Here is a 16,336-nt window from a genome sequence, read left to right as displayed (position 1 = left end):
GTGGCGCTCGTGACGCCCATCCGTTGCGGCCACGTGGTCGGGCCACGCGGATCCACTGCGTGGCAGGGCTTTCTCGGTTACGCAGAGTGCGTTCGGTGACCGACTCACTACAGTCTACGCCGATCCCTATCGGCCGTTATGCCCAGTTTCACTACGCTTGATGTCGGGTTCACGCGGAGTCGATGTCGGCACCGTCGTCACGTGCGGAAAGAGCCCCCGGAGGGGGCGAGAAACCTGGTGTACCAGGTTGGGATCCGGCGTGGCGTTCCGATCTTCCCGGTTCGGGATGACGACATCACCATGATCGTTGTCCACGAAAGCCTGGGGTGATCATGACCGTCAGTTGGCGTGCTCCAGGGCGCGCACGGACCTCCAGCGCCGAGTGATGCGTTCGCGCAGCTCCACGACCCGTCCACCGTCGCCCTTGCCCAACGCCTCGATCGCGTCGGTGATCTCGGCGACCGAGTGGTCCGTGCTCAGGTGATCGTCGCTGAGCAGGTGGGGCAGCCCCCCGTAGTCCAGCTCGACCAGGGAGTCGGGGTGGGCCACCGACTCCAGCCAGTCCATCAGCCGCTCGGTCGACCCCGAGATCGCGTGCTCCCCGATCCTCTCGCGCAGCACCGCCACGGTGTGCTCCAGTCGACGCCGGGCCTGGGACGTGCGGGTCAGGTACAGCAGCGTCCGGGTCGTGTCCGCCGACAGCACCAGGCAGCGTTCCTGGTGTTCGAAGGGGATGAACCACGGGACCGGGATCGTCCAGGTGCTCGTGAGTATGCCCGGCCTGGTCTCCGCGCCCGAGTCGCGCCACTGTCGGTAGCCCGTCTCCGCCCGGGAGGCCTCCCGATCGGGTACGTACGCGTCCACCAGGGTCGTGGGTGTGTCCGCCGTGAACTCGGCGAAGGAGCGCCAACAGCGCAGCCGGGTCTGCCAGGGGCAGACGTACAACCGCTCGTCCACCCGACGCAGGTAGGCGTCGCGACTCTCCTCCGTCGGGGCGACGACGGGGGGCGTGGTGATGGTCCGGCCCAGGCTCTCGGCCTGCTCGGCGGCCAGGGCGTTGATCCGTTTGGGTCGGTCCTTGGACGAGGCGTACCCCTCCCAGTACCGACGGTCACGGGGTGAGAAGGCCGTGATCGGCTGGTAGACACGGAGATAGGCGGTGTAGGGCAGCACGATCGCATCGTGGCACAGATCGTTGCCTCTGGCACTCACTGTGAGAAACGCCTGGCAGGAACGGCTTCCGTGCGTACGCCACATCCGTCACACCCGGGTGGCGTAGGCACGGCGCGGTCCGACCAGGTACGGTTGTTCGTGTACGTAAGCTGACGCCACCCGTCGGTCGCGTTTGACGGCCGTCAGCCTGGTAGTGCGGGTTAGTAAGTGATCTGGGGTTCGTCGGAACCCAATCGTTGAGGGGGTCGAGCCAATGGGGCGCGGCCGAGCCAAGGCCAAGCAGCAGAAGGTCGCCCGGAAGCTCAAGTACAGCTCCGGTGGGACCGACCTTGATCGGCTGCGGTCGGAGCTGGGTGTCGCTGAGGACGAGGGGTCTCCCTCCGGGCCGTCGGGTCCGGACGATTCCTACACGGAGCCTCAGGATGACCTGGTCGACCGTTACGCGGATCTTGCCGACAAGTACTCGGACTCCGACAAGTAGTCACGTGTCGCCGAGACTTTCAGGTCGCTCGGAAACAACCGCTGACCTGTAGCGGCCACGGCTTCCCACCGGAAGCCGTCGCGGACAGGTGGATATAGCCGGTGCGAACCACTCTGGTGGTTCGCACCGGCTATGTTCGCGTCCGTTTTTCTCACGCTCGCCGGTAGTCGCCGTGGAGCACGGCCCGGCCGGTGCCGTTCTTCACCGTGCCCAGGTGCCACGCCGGGACCTCGCGTTCGGCGAGCACACCGAGCGCGCGTTCGGCGTCCGACGCCGCGACGATCGCCACCATGCCCACACCCATGTTGAACGTGGCCTCCATGTCCTGGCGGGAGACACCGCCCCGCTCCGCCAGGTGGGCGAAGACGGGGAGCGGCGCCCACGTGGAGCGGTCCAGCTCGGCGTCCAGCCCCTCCGGGAGCGACCGGGACAGGTTGGCCTCCAGGCCACCGCCGGTGATGTGCGAGTAGGCGTGCACCTCCACCGCGGCGGTCAACGCCACGCAGTCCTTGGCGTAGACACGGGTCGGGGTGAGCAGCACCTCGCCCAGCCGGCCGCCCAGTTCGGGCACCTCCGCGTGCAGGTCCAGGTCGGCGGAGTCCACGATGTGGCGCACCAGCGAGTAGCCGTTGGAGTGCGGGCCGGACGCGCCCATCGCGATCACGACGTCGCCCTCACGGACCCGGTCCGGGCCCAGGATCGCGTCGCCCTCGACCACACCGGTGCCGGCACCGGCCAGGTCGTACTCCTCGGGCGCCATGGCCCCTGGGTGCTCGGCGGTCTCCCCGCCGATCAGCGCGCACCCCGCCTGGTGACAGCCCTCGGCGATCCCGCCCACGATCTCCGCGATCCGCTCGGGCACCACCGCGCCGGTCGCGATGTAGTCGGTCATGAAGAGCGGCTCCGCGCCACTGACCACCAGGTCGTCGACGACCATCGCCACCAGGTCGATGCCGATGGTGTCGTGCTTGTCCAGCTGCTGGGCGAGCATGACCTTGGTGCCCACGCCGTCGGTGGACGTGGCCAGGACCGGATCCTTGTACTTGGCCGTGTCCAGGCGGAACAGGCCCGCGAAACCGCTGGCGTCGGTGACCTGCTCCGGTCGGCGCGTCCGCGCGACGTGACGCTTCATCAGGTCGACGGCGCGCTCACCGGCGGCGATGTCGACGCCCGCGGCCGCGTACGCGCCCGTCGCCCCTGTGCTGTCGGCTGTCACGCGCGTTCTCCTCGTGTCTTTCGGTGCTGTGCTCGGTTGGTTCCGCGGCCCCGTTCCCAGGGCACGCCGAAGGGTCCTGCCGGACGGATGAGGGCGTGGCGGGCCGGACCGGCCCGCCACGCGGGGATCACTTGCGACTGGTGGCCAGCGTGGAGCCCTCGGGTGTGCCGCAGGCCTTTTCCAACAGGTACTTGCCCTGGGAGTCGGCGTCGACCTCCAGCGGGTACACCCCGTCGAAGCAGGCGCGGCACAGTTCGTTCTTGGGCTGCTCGGACGCGGCGACCAACTCGTCCAGGTCCACGTAGGCCAACGAGTCCGCGTTGACCGACTCGGCGATCTCGTCCACCGACAGGTTCGCGGCGATGAGCTCGGCGCGGGTGGCGAAGTCGATGCCGTAGTAGCACGGCCACAGCACGGGCGGGCTGGAGATGCGCACGTGCACCTCGGCGGCGCCCGCGTCGCGCAGCATCCGCACCAGCGCCCGCTGGGTGTTGCCGCGCACGATCGAGTCGTCCACGACCACGAGACGTCGGCCCTCGATGACCTCGCGCAGCGGGTTGAGCTTGAGCCGGATGCCGAGCTGGCGCAGGGTCTGACTGGGCTGGATGAAGGTGCGCCCCACGTAGGAGTTCTTCACCAGGCCCTGGGCGAAGGGGATGCCGCTGGCCTCGGCGTAGCCCACCGCGGCGGGGGTGCCGGACTCGGGGACCGGGATGACCAGGTCCGCGTCGACCGGGTGCTGTCGGGCCAGCCTGCGGCCGATCTCCACCCGGGTGGAGTTCACGTTGCGCCCACCGATGGTGGTGTCGGGGCGGGCCAGGTACACGTATTCGAACAGGCAGCTCTTGCGCCGGATCGGGGCGAAGCGCCGTGAGCGCACCCCGTCACCGTCGATGACCAGGAGTTCTCCGGGCTCGATCTCACGGACGACCTTGGCGCCCACGATGTCCAGCGCCGCGGTCTCACTGGCCACGACCCAACCGCCCGCGCCGGAGGTCTCGCCGAGGCGGCCCAGCACGAAGGGACGGATGCCCTGGGGGTCACGTGCGGCGTACAGCGTGTTCTCGTCCATGAACACCAGGGAGAAGGCGCCCCTGACCTGGGGGAGCAGCTCCATGGCCGCGTCCTCCAGCTGCTGTCCGTCCTTGGCCCGGGCGGCGAGCAGGTTGGTGAGGACCTCGGTGTCCGTGGTCGCGTCGCGACGCTGGTCGGGCAGCATCGCGGCCAGTTCGGGGGTGTTGATGAGGTTGCCGTTGTGGCCGAGCGCTAGACCCCCCTCGCGCGCGGTGTAGAACGTCGGCTGGGCGTTCTCCCACACCGGTGATCCGGTGGTGGAGTAACGGCAGTGACCGATCGCGAGGTGGCCTCTCAGGGAGTCGAGCGTCGCCTCGTTGAAGACCTGGGAGACCAGCCCCATGTCCTTGTAGACGACGATCCGCTCCCCATCGCTGGTGGCGATGCCCGCGGATTCCTGACCGCGGTGCTGAAGGGCGTAGAGACCGAAGTAGGTGAGTTTGCTGACTTCTTCGCCGGGTGCCCAGACCCCGAAAACGCCGCAGGCGTCCTGCGGGCCGCGTTCGAGCGGATCGAGGTCCATGGAGAGCCGGCCGTCGGAGTACGACACACCCCCAGCTTAACCGTTGGTCGGCCGTGACGGTCCAACCGGGGTCAAACGTCCCCTTCGTCCGCCCACAACGGCAGATGTTCGGACAGGTCGGAACGCACGCCGCTCGCGCGCACGGAGTGCCCGTCGACCTCCTCGACCCAGGCGGCCCGCCCCACGGCCAGCCGCAGCCAGGTGAGCGGATCGGTCTCGACCACCCCGGGCGGTGTGCCGCGCGTGTGACGCGGTCCCTCGATCACCTGAACCGCTCCGTACGGCGGCACCCGCACCTCCAGGCTGTGTCCCGGAGCCCGATCGGCCAGCACCGCCAGACTGCAGCGCACGGCGGCCTTCACCAGGGTTCGTGGGGGCGACTCCGCCCGCAGCGTCGACCGCACGGCCGCGGCGACGGCCTCCTCGTCGGAACCGGTGAAGGGCGCTTCGCCCTGGGCGGAGCGCTGTTCGTCCAGAGCCGCGCGCAGGCGCCGCACGGAGCTCGGAGTGAGGGCTGAAGGCATGCCCGAAGCCTACGGGGGTAAGGATCGCCACCCGTAGTGGTCGATCGACGGTGGGACGAACGAGGTGGACACTTGTCATGACGGGCACGGGGAACCAAGGTGGACATCGAAGGCGGAGGGGTGGACCCTCCACCCGTTCGCGACCCCCTGGGTGATTCCTGTCTCAACGCTCCGGTGGCCGGCCGGCGCGCGACGCGGTAGCGTCCCGAAGCGCCCCGGTGTCGATGAGAGGGGAAGGAGCGTGGTGGATCCCGCGCCCCGTGGCGTTCTCCGCGACGTCACGGACGATCCATCGAGGGGCCACCCGGACCGGACCCACCTCCCCCCTATAGGGTCCTGGCCTGACAGGCTCCACGCCGGCGCGCTGAAGAAGCCGATCAGCGGCCTTAACATCCACCAAGGAAGACCACCGCACCATCGGGAGAACGACGTGCGCCTGCGCTTGCGCCCGCGTGATGACAGCTACTACGAGATGTTCACCGACTCGGCGAACAACCTGGTCATCGGAGCCCGCCTGCTGGTGGAACTGATGAGCGACGGGGCCGACAGGGAGGCCATCACCGAGAAGATGCGTGCCTGTGAGCACGCCGGTGACGACGCCACCCACGCGATCATGCGTCGGCTCAACAAGAGTTCGGCGCCTCCGCTGCACCGCGAGGACATCTACCGGCTCGCCTCCAACCTGGACGACGTCATGGACTCCATGGAGGCCGCCGTCGACCTCATCGGTCTCTACGGACTCGACCGCCTCCCCAAGGGAATCATCGACCAGATCGAGGTACTCGAACGGGCCGCGGAGCTCACCGCGGAGGCCATGCCCCGACTGCGGACGATGAAGGACCTGACCCGCTACTGGATCGAGATCAACCAGCTCGAGAACCAGGCCGACCGGATCTACCGCAAGCTGCTCGCCAAGCTCTTCAGCGGCGAGTACGACGCCCTCACCGTCCTCAAGCTCAAGGACGTGATCGAGGAGTTGGAGACCGCCGCCGACGCCTTCGAGCACGTCGCCAACACCGTGGAGACCATCGTCGTCAAGCACGGCTGATCCCCTTCCCCCGATCCCTCGACCGGTGGGCGCCCTCGGACGGTGCCCTTCCCGGACCTCCGCCGCTCCGTACCGCCTCTCCGACCGTCCGAGAGGGGCGGGAACCCTCGAAGCCCTCGATGGGCGGGAGCGCGTCCCGCACACTCGCGCGAGACGCCTGCCGGAACCCGCCGGCACCCGCAGGCCGTCCGGTGGAACGCGCGCGCCCGCCACCCCGATCCGGCACTTGCCGGCCCACCTCCGCTCCCGGGCGGCCGTGTGGCCGACGGCGCGGCCGGAGCACACCCGCGGCCCCGCGCGTTACAACCGGACGGTCGCCACCGACGCCCGCACGGTCACTCCGTGTGGGCCTCCAGGGTGATCGCCAGGGCCAACCGGGCGCGCGGGCTGTCCAGGTCCAGCGCGGTCACCTCCGCCATCCTCCGCATCCGGTGCCGGACGGTGTTCGGATGCACCCCCAGCTCCCGCGCGGCCGCGTTCGGGTCCCCCTGGGCCCCCAACCACGCCCGCAGTGTGGACGCGTACCTGGTGCCGTTCTCGGCGTCGTGGGCGATGAGGTCGGCGACGGGGCCGTCCACGGGACGGCGCCCGGAGAGCGAGGCCCTCCGCAGCCGGTGCATCAGCACCTCGTCCCAGGACTCGTCGTAGGCCGGTACCGGGCGCGTACCGCCCTCGGGACGGGACGCGTGCAGCACCAGACTCTCGTCCGCCTCACGGCGACTGGCGGGCAGCCGGGCCAGGTCCGCCGGACCGCCGATGCCGGCGTTCACGGTCACGTGACCCGGCAGGCCGCGGGTGGTCGCGTGGAGCCAGGCGCGGGCCGGTGCCGGATCGGCCCCGCACGGCAGCACCGTGTAGACCGTGCTGCCGAACACCGCGCTGCGCCCCGGACGGGACCAGCCGAACCCGGTGGTGGCCCGCTCGAAGGTCATGAGGGTGGCGGAGTGGCGTTCGTCGGGCGTGTGCGCCTGCAACGCCACCACCCGGTGCGCCGTGGCGGCCAGGCCCAGACGCCCCGCCGCCTCGGTGGGGTCCATGGCCTCCTCCAGCAACCGGCTCACCAGGTCGGACTCCACCTGACGCTCCAGGTCGGCGCTCACCCGCGTACGCAGCATGTGCAGCGCCACGGTCCGCGCGCCCTCCGCCAACAGCGCCGTGCGCTCCGGATCCCAGGGGGCCTCGCTCACGGCCCACAACGACCCCAGGAACTCACGGCCCACCCGCACGGCCACGGCGGTGCGACCGCCCAGACCCAGCTCCGGCCGGGGCGGGAGGTAGAGCGGCGCGGCCGAGGACGCCAGATGCGCCGTCACACCGGTGCGTTCCAGGTGGCGTTGGAGTTCGTCCGGCACCCGCCGACCCAGGATGGTGTCCCACCGGGCCCGGTCGGTGTCCGACTGGCGATGCGAGTAGGCCAGGAGCCGGTGCCGCGGGTCCTCGATGGTCACCGGCCCCTCGACCCGGTCGGCGATGGTGTCCGCCAGCGCCGGCAGGTCCGCCGGACCGCGCCCCGCCTCGGTCTCGCCGCCCTCCAGCACCAGCCCGTAGACCACCCCGGCGACCTGGCCCCAGGTCACCGAGGCGTCGACCACCAGGAGGGACACACCGTGCTCCCGGGCTGCGACCGAGGCCTCGGCGTAGGGTTCGGCCCCGCCGGGTCCCTCGACGGGCACCGAGGGGCGCACCACCACCGCCACGGCCCCCGACCGCCGCGCGAGCGCCACCGCGCGGGAGGGGTCGTCCACCCCCACCGCCAGGAGCACGTCGCCGTCCTCCCGGCCCGGTGTCCCGGGGTCGTGCAGGGCCACCCCGCGCAGAACCGTTCCCGGCTCGGGGGGCGACCCCACCAGCCGGGTCCCGTACGTGCCGAGAATGGTGACCAACCGGTCCAGCAGGACCACGACGCCCTCCTCGTTGTTCCGGCCTCACTCCACCCTAGGCCGAGATTGTCCGTCCGGGACAAGGGGGCGTACGCGGTTGCGGGGGACACTCGGAGCACGGGGCGCGGCACCGCGCGCCGCCATCGTCGTGCACAGGGAGTCGTGGTCATGTCCGGGAAGGGCGCGGGGGTTCCGCGTACCGTCATCGTCGTCGGCGCCGGGATCGTGGGCCTGTCGACCGCCTGGTTCCTCCAGCGGTACGGGGTCGGGGTCACGGTGGTCGAACGCGACACGGTCGCCTCCGGGGCCTCCTGGGGGAACGCAGGCTGGATCGCCCCCGGACTGACCATCCCCCTGAACGACCCGGCGGTCCTCGGTCACGGCGTGCGCGCGGTCCTCGACCCCCGGGCACCGCTCTCCATCCCGCCCACCACCGACACCGGGCTGCTCGCCTTCCTGGGCGCCTTCGCGTTCCACAGCCGGCGTTCCACCTGGGAACACGCGCTGCACGGCAACGTTCCGCTCAGCTCCGCGAGCCTGGACGCCTTCACCGAGCTGGTCGAGGCCGGGGTCGGCCGGCACGACGGACCCAAGGTCGAAGACGCGCCGGTCACCGCCCTGTTCAGCAGTGAGAAGCGTGCGGCGCACCTCCTCATGGAACTCGACCAGGTGCGGGCCGCCGGACTGCCGCTGTCCTACGCCGCGCTCGACCGGGAGGCGGTCCGTGCGGGGAGCCCGTTCGTCTCCGACGCCGTCCGCGCGGGGGTGCGCATCGACGGTCAACGTCACGTCCACCCGGGCCTGTTCACCCACGCGCTCGCCGACGCGGTGCGCGCTCGGGGCGGGAGCGTCGTCGAGGGCTTCAGAGTGACCGGAGTGGAGGCCCGCGGGGGCGGATTCCGACTCCGATCGGCCCACGGGGAGACCGAGTCGGCCGACGCGGTGGTGGTCGCCACGGGTGCGTGGCTGGGCCGTCAGGGGCGTCCCTGGGGCGTCACCGTCCCGCTGCGGGCGGGTCGGGGCTACAGCTTCACCGTCCCCACCGCGGGGCCGGTCCCCGGGCCGCTCTACCTGCCCGAGGCCAGGGTCGCCTGTACGCCCCTGGCGACCGGGCTCAGAGTCGCCGGAACCATGGAGTTCCGCGACATCGACGCCCCTCTCTCGCCGGACCGGATCGCGGCGATCTCCGCCTCGGCGGCGCCCTACCTCACCGGAGTCGACCTGGCCGACCGCACCGACGCGTGGGTGGGGTCCCGTCCCGTCACGGCGGACGGACTGCCCGTCGTCGGCGCGACCCGGATCCCCGGTCTGTACGTGGCGGGCGGGCACGGCATGTGGGGCTTCACCCAGGGCCCCGCCACCGGCCGCCTGCTCGCCCGGGCCGTGGCGACCGGAACCCCGCCGGCGTCACTACGCCCCTTCGACCCGCTCCGGTGAACGACGCCCCCGTCCACCGGGCGCCCCGCCACATCGTCGGCGGGGCGCCCTTCCTCTTCCAAGGAGAAACACGATGTCCCACGACAGTCGCGCCTGGCTCACCCCGGGCGCCCACCGTCGACTCACCGTGGAGCTGGCGGTCCTCCACGGCACGGCGGAACCCGCCGAGGCCGAGAACCTGGGGATCCACCTCGTCGAGGGCGCCGACGCCCGCGAGGCGCGGGCGCACAGGATCGAGGACCTCCTGCGCGACGCGGTGATCGGCCAGGCCCCGCCGGACGACGGGGTCGCCGAACCCGGCATGGTCCTGACCGTGCGCCACGGTGACGAGACCGAGACGGAGACGTTCCTGCTGGGCGCGAGGGAAGGGGTCGCGGCCGAGGAGATGAGCGTCTACTCGCCCGGATCACCGCTGGGGGAGGCCCTGTTGGGCGCCGTGCGCGGGGAGGAGCGCAGCTACCGGGTCCCCAACGGCCGGACCGTCAGGGTGACCCTGGTGGACGCCGTTCCGTACCGGGTTTGAACGGGAGGGCCGCCCGTGTGGGCGGCCCGAGGGCGGCCACGGTCCCCTCGCACGCGGTGGTCGGTGTGCTCGGCCCGCCCGTGGCATGTCGGTACGGCGTGGGCCGGCCACGGTCCCCTCGCGTTCGGGCGACCCCGGGGTGGCCCGAACGCGCCGGGTGCCCATGTCGGTCCGGGGACGGTCGAAGGCCCTCGACGGAGCGACCGCGTCGGCTTCTAGAGTGGTGCCCCCAACCGCGAGGAGCCCGCATGACCGAGGAGATCACCCCCGAGCTCGCGGGGCTGGTCCTGGACGCCCAACCGTTCAGCGCACTGCTGGGGGCACGACTCGTGGAGTTCGCTCCGGGGCGCGCCGTCCTGGAGGTCGGGGTCCGCGAGGACCTCCTCCAACAGAACGGGTTCCTGCACGGCGGTGTGCTCTCCTACGCGGCGGACAACGCCCTCACCTTCGCGGGCGGTTCCGTCCTGGGGGCCGAGGTGCTCACCGGCGGCTTCACCATCGAGTACCTGCGTCCGGCGGTCGGGCGCGCGCTGTCCGCCCGCGCGCACGTGGTGGAGTCCACCCGCCGCCGTGCCCTGTGCCGCTGTGACCTGTTCATGGTCGACGACGACGGGGAGAGGGTCGTCGCCGCGGCCCAGGGCACCGTCGCCCTCGTGGGCTGAGCCCCGCGCACCCGACGACCCCGCGACCGGTCACAGGCCCAGGATCGGCCGGTTCGGCTCGGTGGGCCGCGACAGCACCTTCAGCAGATGGTCGAAGAAGCCCTCGGTGTCGATCTCCTCGACGACCCGGGCGTTGGGCTCCAGGCCGTGCACCCCCCACGACATGGCCGCGTACCCGCGGGTCAGTTCCCCGGCGGTCTCCACGTCCACGTGGTACCGCGACACCTTCCGGGCGAGTTCGGGCCGGAGCAGCAGCGCGGCGGTCAGGGAGTCGGGGTGGGTGGTGCCGTCGATGCCGACCCGGCGGTCGAACTCCAGGGTGGCGGCGCACACCCGGGTGAAGAAGTCCGACAGTGGCGTGCCCAGCGCCGCGATCCGGTCCAGCCGCTCCTGGTCGAAGACGGCCTGGCGCAACGTCAGCGGGTCCCAGGGCACCACGGTGACGTCGAACCCGGCGGCGAACACGGCCTTGGCCGCCTCGGGGTCGACGTAGAAGTTGAACTCGGCGGCGGCCGTGATGTTGCCGCGGCCGTTGTTGGAGCCGCCCATGACGTACAGGGACTTCACGTTCGCGACGAAGGAGGGGTCCTTCGCCAGCGCCATGGCGATGTTGGTGAGCGGGCCGATCGCCACGATCGACAACGCGCCGGGGCTCTCGGCTGCCATCCGGACGAGGGCGTCCACGGCGTGCTCGGACGCCGTGGTCAGGCCGGACCGGTCCATGTCCAGCCCGCCGGAGCCGTCACCGTGCACGTTCTCCGCGCTCACCCACGGACGCACGAGGGGGCTGCGACAGCCCAGGTACACGGGTACCTCGTCGAGTCGCCCCGCCACGTTCGCCGTGAGAAACGCGTTGCGCACCTGCTGGTCGAAACCCACGTTCCCGGCGACCATCGTGATCGCCCGCAGGTCCGCCTCGGGGTCGAGCAGCCCGACCAGCAACGCCACGCAGTCGTCCTGCGCGGTGTCGGTGTCGATGATCAGCGGAGTGGTCATGGGTCCCCGTCCTGGAGCCGTGGGCGAACCGTGCCGACCGTCGGGGCCGGGCCCGGTCCGGTCGGTCACGGGGATGCTCGTGTGCGGGCGCCCGGGACCGTCGCCCGGCCCGTGCGCGCCCGCGGCGGCGGTCCCGGCCCCGCCGTGGTCGACCTACCCGAAGCGACCGGTGATGTAGTTCTCGGTCTCCTTCTTCTCGGGACGGGTGAAGATCTGGTTGGTCTCACCCATCTCGATGAGGTTGCCGGGCTTGCCCGGCGCCGAGAGGTTGAAGAAGGCCGTCCGGTCGGACACCCGCGCGGCCTGCTGCATGTTGTGGGTGACGATCACGATCGTGTAGTCCTCCTTCAGCTTGTGAATGAGGTCCTCGATCGCGAGCGTCGAGATCGGGTCCAGGGCCGAACACGGCTCGTCCATGAGGAGCACGGACGGTCGGACGGCCGTGGCGCGCGCGATGCACAGACGCTGCTGCTGACCACCGGAGAGCCCCGAACCCGGCTTGTCCAGCCGGTCCTTGACCTCCTCCCAGAGGTTGGCGCCGCGCAGCGACTCCTCCACCAGGTCGTCCGCCTCGGACCGCGGCATCCGCTTGTTGTTCAGCCGCGCTCCGGCGATCACGTTGTCGTAGATGGACATCGTGGGGAAGGGGTTGGCCTTCTGGAACACCATCCCGATCTCGCTGCGGACCAGCACCGGGTCCACGTCTGGGCCGTAGATGTCCAGGTCGTCCAGGAGCACCTTGCCCTCGGCACGGGCACCGGGGGTGACCTCGTGCATGCGGTTGAGGGTGCGCAGGAAGGTCGACTTGCCACAGCCGGAGGAGCCGATGAACGCCGTCACCGATCGCGGCTCGATGGTCATGGACACGTCCTCGACCGCGAGGAAGTCGCCGTAGTAGACGTGCAGTCCGGAGACGTCGATTCGTTTCGCCACAGGATGTTCCTCGGGTTAGCGGGTCTTGGGTGCGAAGAGGCGACCGATCACGCGGGCCAGGATGAACAGCAGCATGACCGTCAGGACCAGTGTCAGTGCCGCCGCCCAGGCCCTCTCGTAGTTGACGGCCCCGCCCATGCGGAACTGGGAGAAGATGAACACGGGGAGGTTCATCATCTGACCGTCGAACAGGTTCCAGTTGATGGAGACCGCCGACGAGCCCGCGGTGAGGACCAGAGGCGCCGTCTCACCGATAACACGCGCGATGGCCAGCATGATTCCGGTGGTCAGTCCGGCCGCGGAGGTGGGCAGCACCACCTTGGTGATGGTGCGCCACTTGGGCACGCCCAACGCGTAGGAGGCCTCGCGCAGGTCCTGCGGGACCAGACGCAGCATCTCCTCACTGGAGCGGACCACGACCGGGATCATCAGCACGGCCAGCGAGATCGCGCCGGCGGCGCCGTTGGTGTTGCCGGGGCCGAAGAGCATCATCCACAGCGCCACCACGAACAGACCGGCGACGATGGAGGGGATGCCGGTCATGACGTCCACGAAGAACGTGATGACCTTCTTCAGCCGCCCCTCGGCGTACTCGACGAGGTAGACGGCGGTGAGCACACCGACCGGCACGGACATCAGGGTGGCCATGCCGGTGATCGCCAGGGTGCCGACGATGGCGTGGTAGACACCGCCCGCGTCCATGCTCGGCAGGACGCCGTTCATCGACACGGTGAGGAAGTACGGGCTGAACCTGTTCAGGCCGTACCCGAACACGGTGTACAGCAGCGACACCAGCGGTGTCATGGCCAGCAGGAAGCAGCCGTAGACGACGGCGGTCACCAGGCGGTCCTTGGCCTTGCGGCCGCCCTCGACGCGCGCGGAGGCGGTCACGATGATGACCGTGTAGGCCACCGCGGTGAGCAGGGCCCAGGCGATCGGACCGAAGGACGAGAACGCGGCCAGGACGCCGGCCACCACCATGCCGCTGCCGACGAGCAGGGCCAGGGGGAAGCGGCGCGGCAGGGCGCCGGTGCGCAGTTCGAGCGTGGCGCCGGCCTCGGGACCGGGCGCGGGGGGCTGCGTGGTCGTCGTGCTCATGCGGACTCCTTGTTGCCCCGTGCCACGACGTAGCGGGCGCCCATGTTGACGGCGAGGGTGATCGCGAACAGCACCAGACCGGCGGCGATCAGCGCGGAGACCCCGTAGCCGGTGGCCTCGGGGTACTGGAGCGCGATGTGCGCGGCGATGGTCTGGTTGCCGCTCTGCAGCAGGTTGAAGGAGATCGCCAGCGAGGGGGAGAGGATCATGGCGACGGCCATGGTCTCGCCGAGCGCGCGCCCCATCCCGAGCATGGCGCCACCGACGATGCCCGACTTGCCGAAGGGCAGGACGGCCAGGCGGATCATCTCCCAGCGGGTGGCGCCCATGGCGAGTGCCGCCTCACGGTGGCCCTGGGGGACCTGGTGGAACACGTCGCGGGACATCGCGGTGATGATCGGCAGGATCATGACGGCGAGTACGACGCCCGCGGTCAGCAGGGTGCGGCCGGAGGTGGAGGAGGGGCCGGCGAACAGCGGGATCCAGCCGAGGTAGCGGGTCATGCCCTCGTAGACCGGTACCAACTGGGGGGCGAGCACCATCATGCCCCAGAGGCCGTAGACCACGCTGGGGATCGCGGCGAGCAGGTCGACGAGGTAGCCGAGGGTGGCGGCCAGCCTGCGCGGCGCGTAGTAGACGATGAACAGCGCGATGCCGATGGCGATCGGCGTGGCCAGGAACAGCGCGATCCCGGCGGCCAGTACGGTGCCGAACGCGAGCGCCGCCACACCGAACGCCGGGTTCTCCCGGGTGTTGGCGTCCCACGACTGGTCCGTCAGGAAGTTCGCGGTGTTGGCCATCAGGGACGGCCAGGCCTGGACCAGCAGGAAGGCCGCCACACCGGCGAGGATCAGCAGGATCAGGATGCCCGAGGATCGGGCGAGCCCGGCGAAAACAACATCGCCGATCCGGCGCTTGCCCGCGGGCGGTGATGCCGCCTGGGGCGCGTCCGTGGTCGTCATGGGTTCTCCGGTTCGGGAAAGTGTGCGGGGCCGGTCACTCGGGTTTCCTTCGTTCCACCGGTACGGCCGTGGACCGCGCTGGAGCACCGACCGCGGTGCCCGCGATCCTCGTCGCACGGAAGAAGGCACATACCGCGCCGAATGCGAACGTAAGTCCCAGAGGTGACCAGTAGTCCCAGAGAAAGTGAACGGAACATGAACGCCGTGTCGCACCCCTGTGGCGGTACGGGGTTCGCCGGGTGAATGTGATGAGTCGCACGTGGCGCGACCCGCACCGCCGGTGCGTCGGGGGCGTGATCAGCCCTGTCGGGCCGGCGCGTACATCACGTCGGTGTCCCACATGGAGAAACCGAGGGTCGCGTACAGACGCACGGCGGCCTCGTTGTCACCGTCCACGTACAGATGCACCCAGGGCAGCCCGGCGTCGCGCAGGTGGCGCAGACCGGCCAGGGTCAGCGCCCGGCCCAGGCCGGTGCCCTGCCAGGCGGGGTCCACTCCCACGACGTAGACCTCGCCGACGGCCTCGTCGTCGCTGAGCCCCGCGCCGTCGGCGTGGGTCTTGGTCCAGTGGTAGGCGGCGATCGTTCCGCTGGTGGTGGCGGCCACGAAGAAGCCGCGGGGGTCGAACCAGTCCTCGATCTCGCGCTGGAGCAGGTCGTCCAGGGTCAGTGAGCCTTGTTCGGGGTGGTCGGCGAAGGCACGGGCGTTCGCGTCCAACCACGCCTGTTCGTCCTGGCCGACGACGAAGGGGCGGATACGCACCTGCTCGGCGACCTCCGGACGCAGGTCCGGCGCGGGCAGATCCGGCGCCTCCCACGGGCCGCCGGGTACCTCGGCGCCCAGGTCCCGCAGGGGCATGCGCATCTTGTGGAGTTCACGGACCGGTTCCCATCCGGCCGCCTCGGCCACCGAGACCGCCCCGGGGGTGCGCCCGTGCGCCCACACCCGCACGCCGTGCGCTCCCGCGTCCTCACGGACCGAGCGCAACAGCGCCGAACCGTGTCCGCGTCCTCGGTGGTCGGGGTGGACGACGACCTCACCGGAGTCGGGTTCGCCCTCGACGCGCTCGATGAAGGCGAAGGCGACCAGTCGGTCGGTGGCGTCGGGGTCACGGAGCACGTGGAAGCGGCTGCTTCCGGCGGGTGCTCCGTGCCTGACTCTGAGCACGGTGTGCTCGGACAGCGGTGCGACACCGTCCACGGCGCGGGCCGCCTCGGCCAGGGCCAGGACCGGCTCCACCAGGTCGGAGGCGAGGTCATCGGTGACGAGCGGGGTCTTCATGAGCCGTCATCCTAGATCCTGCGTGCGCCGAGCGTGGACCCGGCACGGCCGTGCCCGCGATGTCAGCCCTTGCGGCGCTTGCCCTGGTAGCCACCGCCGGCGGCCAGACGGACCCGGCGGGTGGGCGCCAGCGGAGCCGCCAGCAGCAGGGCCAGGAGGAAGGCGGCGAGCAGGATCGCGGGGGTGACCGACGGGCCCATGTCGCTGTGGTCCGCGGCGATCTCGGTCTCGGACTCGTCGTCCTCGGAGGTGGGCGTGACCAGCGGCAGGTCGGCCAGGTCCTCGGCCGAACCCGGTGCGAGGTCGGGCAGGTCGGCCTCACCGCGCGGGAGCGTGGGGATGTCCGCTCCGCTGGTCGGCACCTCGCTCCGGGGCGGGGTGCGATCGGGCGTGTTCGGCGAGCCGGAGGGAGTGTTGGAGGGGCGCGAGGACGGGCTCTGGGAGGCCGATTCCTCGGGGCTGTCGGTCGCCGTCGGGGTCTCGCTGGGGGAGGAGGTCTCGGGCGGCGGCGAGGTGGGTGTCGGC

At 70.9% G+C, this 16,336-nt stretch carries 17 protein-coding genes; 6 read left to right on the top strand and 11 right to left on the bottom strand.

Annotated features, from left to right (window positions below; all coding sequences use genetic code 11):
* Nucleotides 1-339: 339 nt before the first annotated feature.
* Entirely contained in the window at nucleotides 340-1,173 is an 834-nt protein-coding gene (locus tag DSY14_RS20850; RefSeq protein WP_211718294.1) for a hypothetical protein, read from the bottom strand.
* Nucleotides 1,174-1,426: 253 nt separating this feature from the next.
* Between DSY14_RS20850 and DSY14_RS20845 the strand changes: the two genes are divergently transcribed.
* Complete coding sequence (locus DSY14_RS20845) at nucleotides 1,427-1,654, top strand: DUF3073 domain-containing protein (RefSeq protein WP_211718293.1); 228 nt, start codon at nucleotides 1,427-1,429, stop codon at nucleotides 1,652-1,654.
* 151 nt (nucleotides 1,655-1,805) lie between these two features.
* On the opposite strand, the gene purM is transcribed toward DSY14_RS20845, so the two are convergent.
* The 3 genes from purM to DSY14_RS20830 all read right to left on the bottom strand — a co-directional run bounded on the left by purM (nucleotide 1,806) and on the right by DSY14_RS20830 (nucleotide 4,991).
* A complete protein-coding gene (gene purM, locus DSY14_RS20840; RefSeq protein WP_211718292.1) occupies nucleotides 1,806-2,870 on the bottom strand; it encodes a phosphoribosylformylglycinamidine cyclo-ligase in 1,065 nt (354 codons plus the stop codon).
* A 127-nt stretch (nucleotides 2,871-2,997) separates the two neighbouring features.
* Nucleotides 2,998-4,494, bottom strand: a complete 1,497-nt coding sequence (gene purF / locus DSY14_RS20835) for an amidophosphoribosyltransferase (RefSeq protein WP_211718291.1) — start codon at nucleotides 4,492-4,494, stop codon at nucleotides 2,998-3,000.
* Nucleotides 4,495-4,538: 44 nt separating this feature from the next.
* Nucleotides 4,539-4,991, bottom strand: coding sequence for a sterol carrier family protein (locus DSY14_RS20830; protein ID WP_211718290.1), 453 nt, complete (start codon nucleotides 4,989-4,991; stop codon nucleotides 4,539-4,541).
* Between the two features lie 430 nt (nucleotides 4,992-5,421).
* On the opposite strand from DSY14_RS20830, the gene DSY14_RS20825 reads away from it, so the two are divergent.
* A complete protein-coding gene (locus DSY14_RS20825) occupies nucleotides 5,422-6,039 on the top strand; it encodes a DUF47 domain-containing protein (RefSeq protein ID WP_211718289.1) in 618 nt (205 codons plus the stop codon).
* Between the two features lie 335 nt (nucleotides 6,040-6,374).
* Here DSY14_RS20825 and DSY14_RS20820 read toward each other — a convergent pair whose 3' ends face one another.
* The gene (locus DSY14_RS20820; RefSeq protein WP_211718288.1) at nucleotides 6,375-7,940 is read right to left on the bottom strand and encodes a CdaR family transcriptional regulator; all 1,566 of its coding nucleotides are present in this window, start codon (nucleotides 7,938-7,940) and stop codon (nucleotides 6,375-6,377) included.
* A 147-nt stretch (nucleotides 7,941-8,087) separates the two neighbouring features.
* Here DSY14_RS20820 and DSY14_RS20815 point away from each other — a divergent pair, with 147 nt between their 5' ends.
* The 3 genes from DSY14_RS20815 (at nucleotide 8,088) to DSY14_RS20805 (ending at nucleotide 10,541) form a co-directional block, all read left to right on the top strand.
* Complete coding sequence (locus DSY14_RS20815; protein WP_211718287.1) at nucleotides 8,088-9,356, top strand: FAD-binding oxidoreductase; 1,269 nt, start codon at nucleotides 8,088-8,090, stop codon at nucleotides 9,354-9,356.
* Between the two features lie 73 nt (nucleotides 9,357-9,429).
* A complete protein-coding gene (locus DSY14_RS20810) occupies nucleotides 9,430-9,879 on the top strand; it encodes a GreA/GreB family elongation factor (RefSeq protein WP_211718286.1) in 450 nt (149 codons plus the stop codon).
* A gap of 248 nt (nucleotides 9,880-10,127) precedes the next feature.
* Nucleotides 10,128-10,541, top strand: a complete 414-nt coding sequence (locus tag DSY14_RS20805; protein WP_211718285.1) for a PaaI family thioesterase — start codon at nucleotides 10,128-10,130, stop codon at nucleotides 10,539-10,541.
* A 30-nt stretch (nucleotides 10,542-10,571) separates the two neighbouring features.
* Here the strand turns inward: DSY14_RS20805 and DSY14_RS20800 are convergent, their stop codons facing one another.
* The 6 genes from DSY14_RS20800 to DSY14_RS20775 all read right to left on the bottom strand — a co-directional run bounded on the left by DSY14_RS20800 (nucleotide 10,572) and on the right by DSY14_RS20775 (nucleotide 16,173).
* Entirely contained in the window at nucleotides 10,572-11,537 is a 966-nt protein-coding gene (locus DSY14_RS20800) for a nucleoside hydrolase (protein WP_211718284.1), read from the bottom strand.
* Nucleotides 11,538-11,690: 153 nt separating this feature from the next.
* A complete protein-coding gene (pstB, locus tag DSY14_RS20795) occupies nucleotides 11,691-12,470 on the bottom strand; it encodes a phosphate ABC transporter ATP-binding protein PstB (RefSeq protein ID WP_211718283.1) in 780 nt (259 codons plus the stop codon).
* Between the two features lie 15 nt (nucleotides 12,471-12,485).
* Nucleotides 12,486-13,568, bottom strand: coding sequence for a phosphate ABC transporter permease PstA (gene pstA / locus DSY14_RS20790; protein WP_211718282.1), 1,083 nt, complete (start codon nucleotides 13,566-13,568; stop codon nucleotides 12,486-12,488).
* Nucleotides 13,565-14,530 (bottom strand): phosphate ABC transporter permease subunit PstC, encoded by a 966-nt coding sequence (gene pstC / locus DSY14_RS20785; protein WP_211718281.1) that lies wholly within the window; start codon nucleotides 14,528-14,530, stop codon nucleotides 13,565-13,567. Before pstC ends, pstA begins: the two co-directional genes overlap by 4 nt.
* 297 nt (nucleotides 14,531-14,827) lie before the next feature.
* Nucleotides 14,828-15,811 (bottom strand): mycothiol synthase, encoded by a 984-nt coding sequence (gene mshD / locus DSY14_RS20780; RefSeq protein WP_211718280.1) that lies wholly within the window; start codon nucleotides 15,809-15,811, stop codon nucleotides 14,828-14,830.
* Nucleotides 15,812-15,873: 62 nt separating this feature from the next.
* Nucleotides 15,874-16,173, bottom strand: a complete 300-nt coding sequence (locus DSY14_RS20775; protein WP_211718279.1) for a hypothetical protein — start codon at nucleotides 16,171-16,173, stop codon at nucleotides 15,874-15,876.
* Between DSY14_RS20775 and DSY14_RS20770 the strand changes: the two genes are divergently transcribed.
* Nucleotides 16,151-16,336, top strand: a 186-nt coding sequence (locus DSY14_RS20770) for a hypothetical protein (protein WP_211718278.1), incomplete at its 3' end; no start/stop codon positions are given. The two genes, DSY14_RS20775 and DSY14_RS20770, sit on opposite strands and share 23 nt — an antisense overlap.

The sequence above is a fragment of the Nocardiopsis sp. MG754419 genome (genome assembly GCF_018207095.1).
Taxonomy (GTDB): domain Bacteria; phylum Actinomycetota; class Actinomycetes; order Streptosporangiales; family Streptosporangiaceae; genus Nocardiopsis.
Note: the sequence above shows the minus strand (reverse complement) of the source record. Positions and strands in the feature narration are given on the sequence as shown.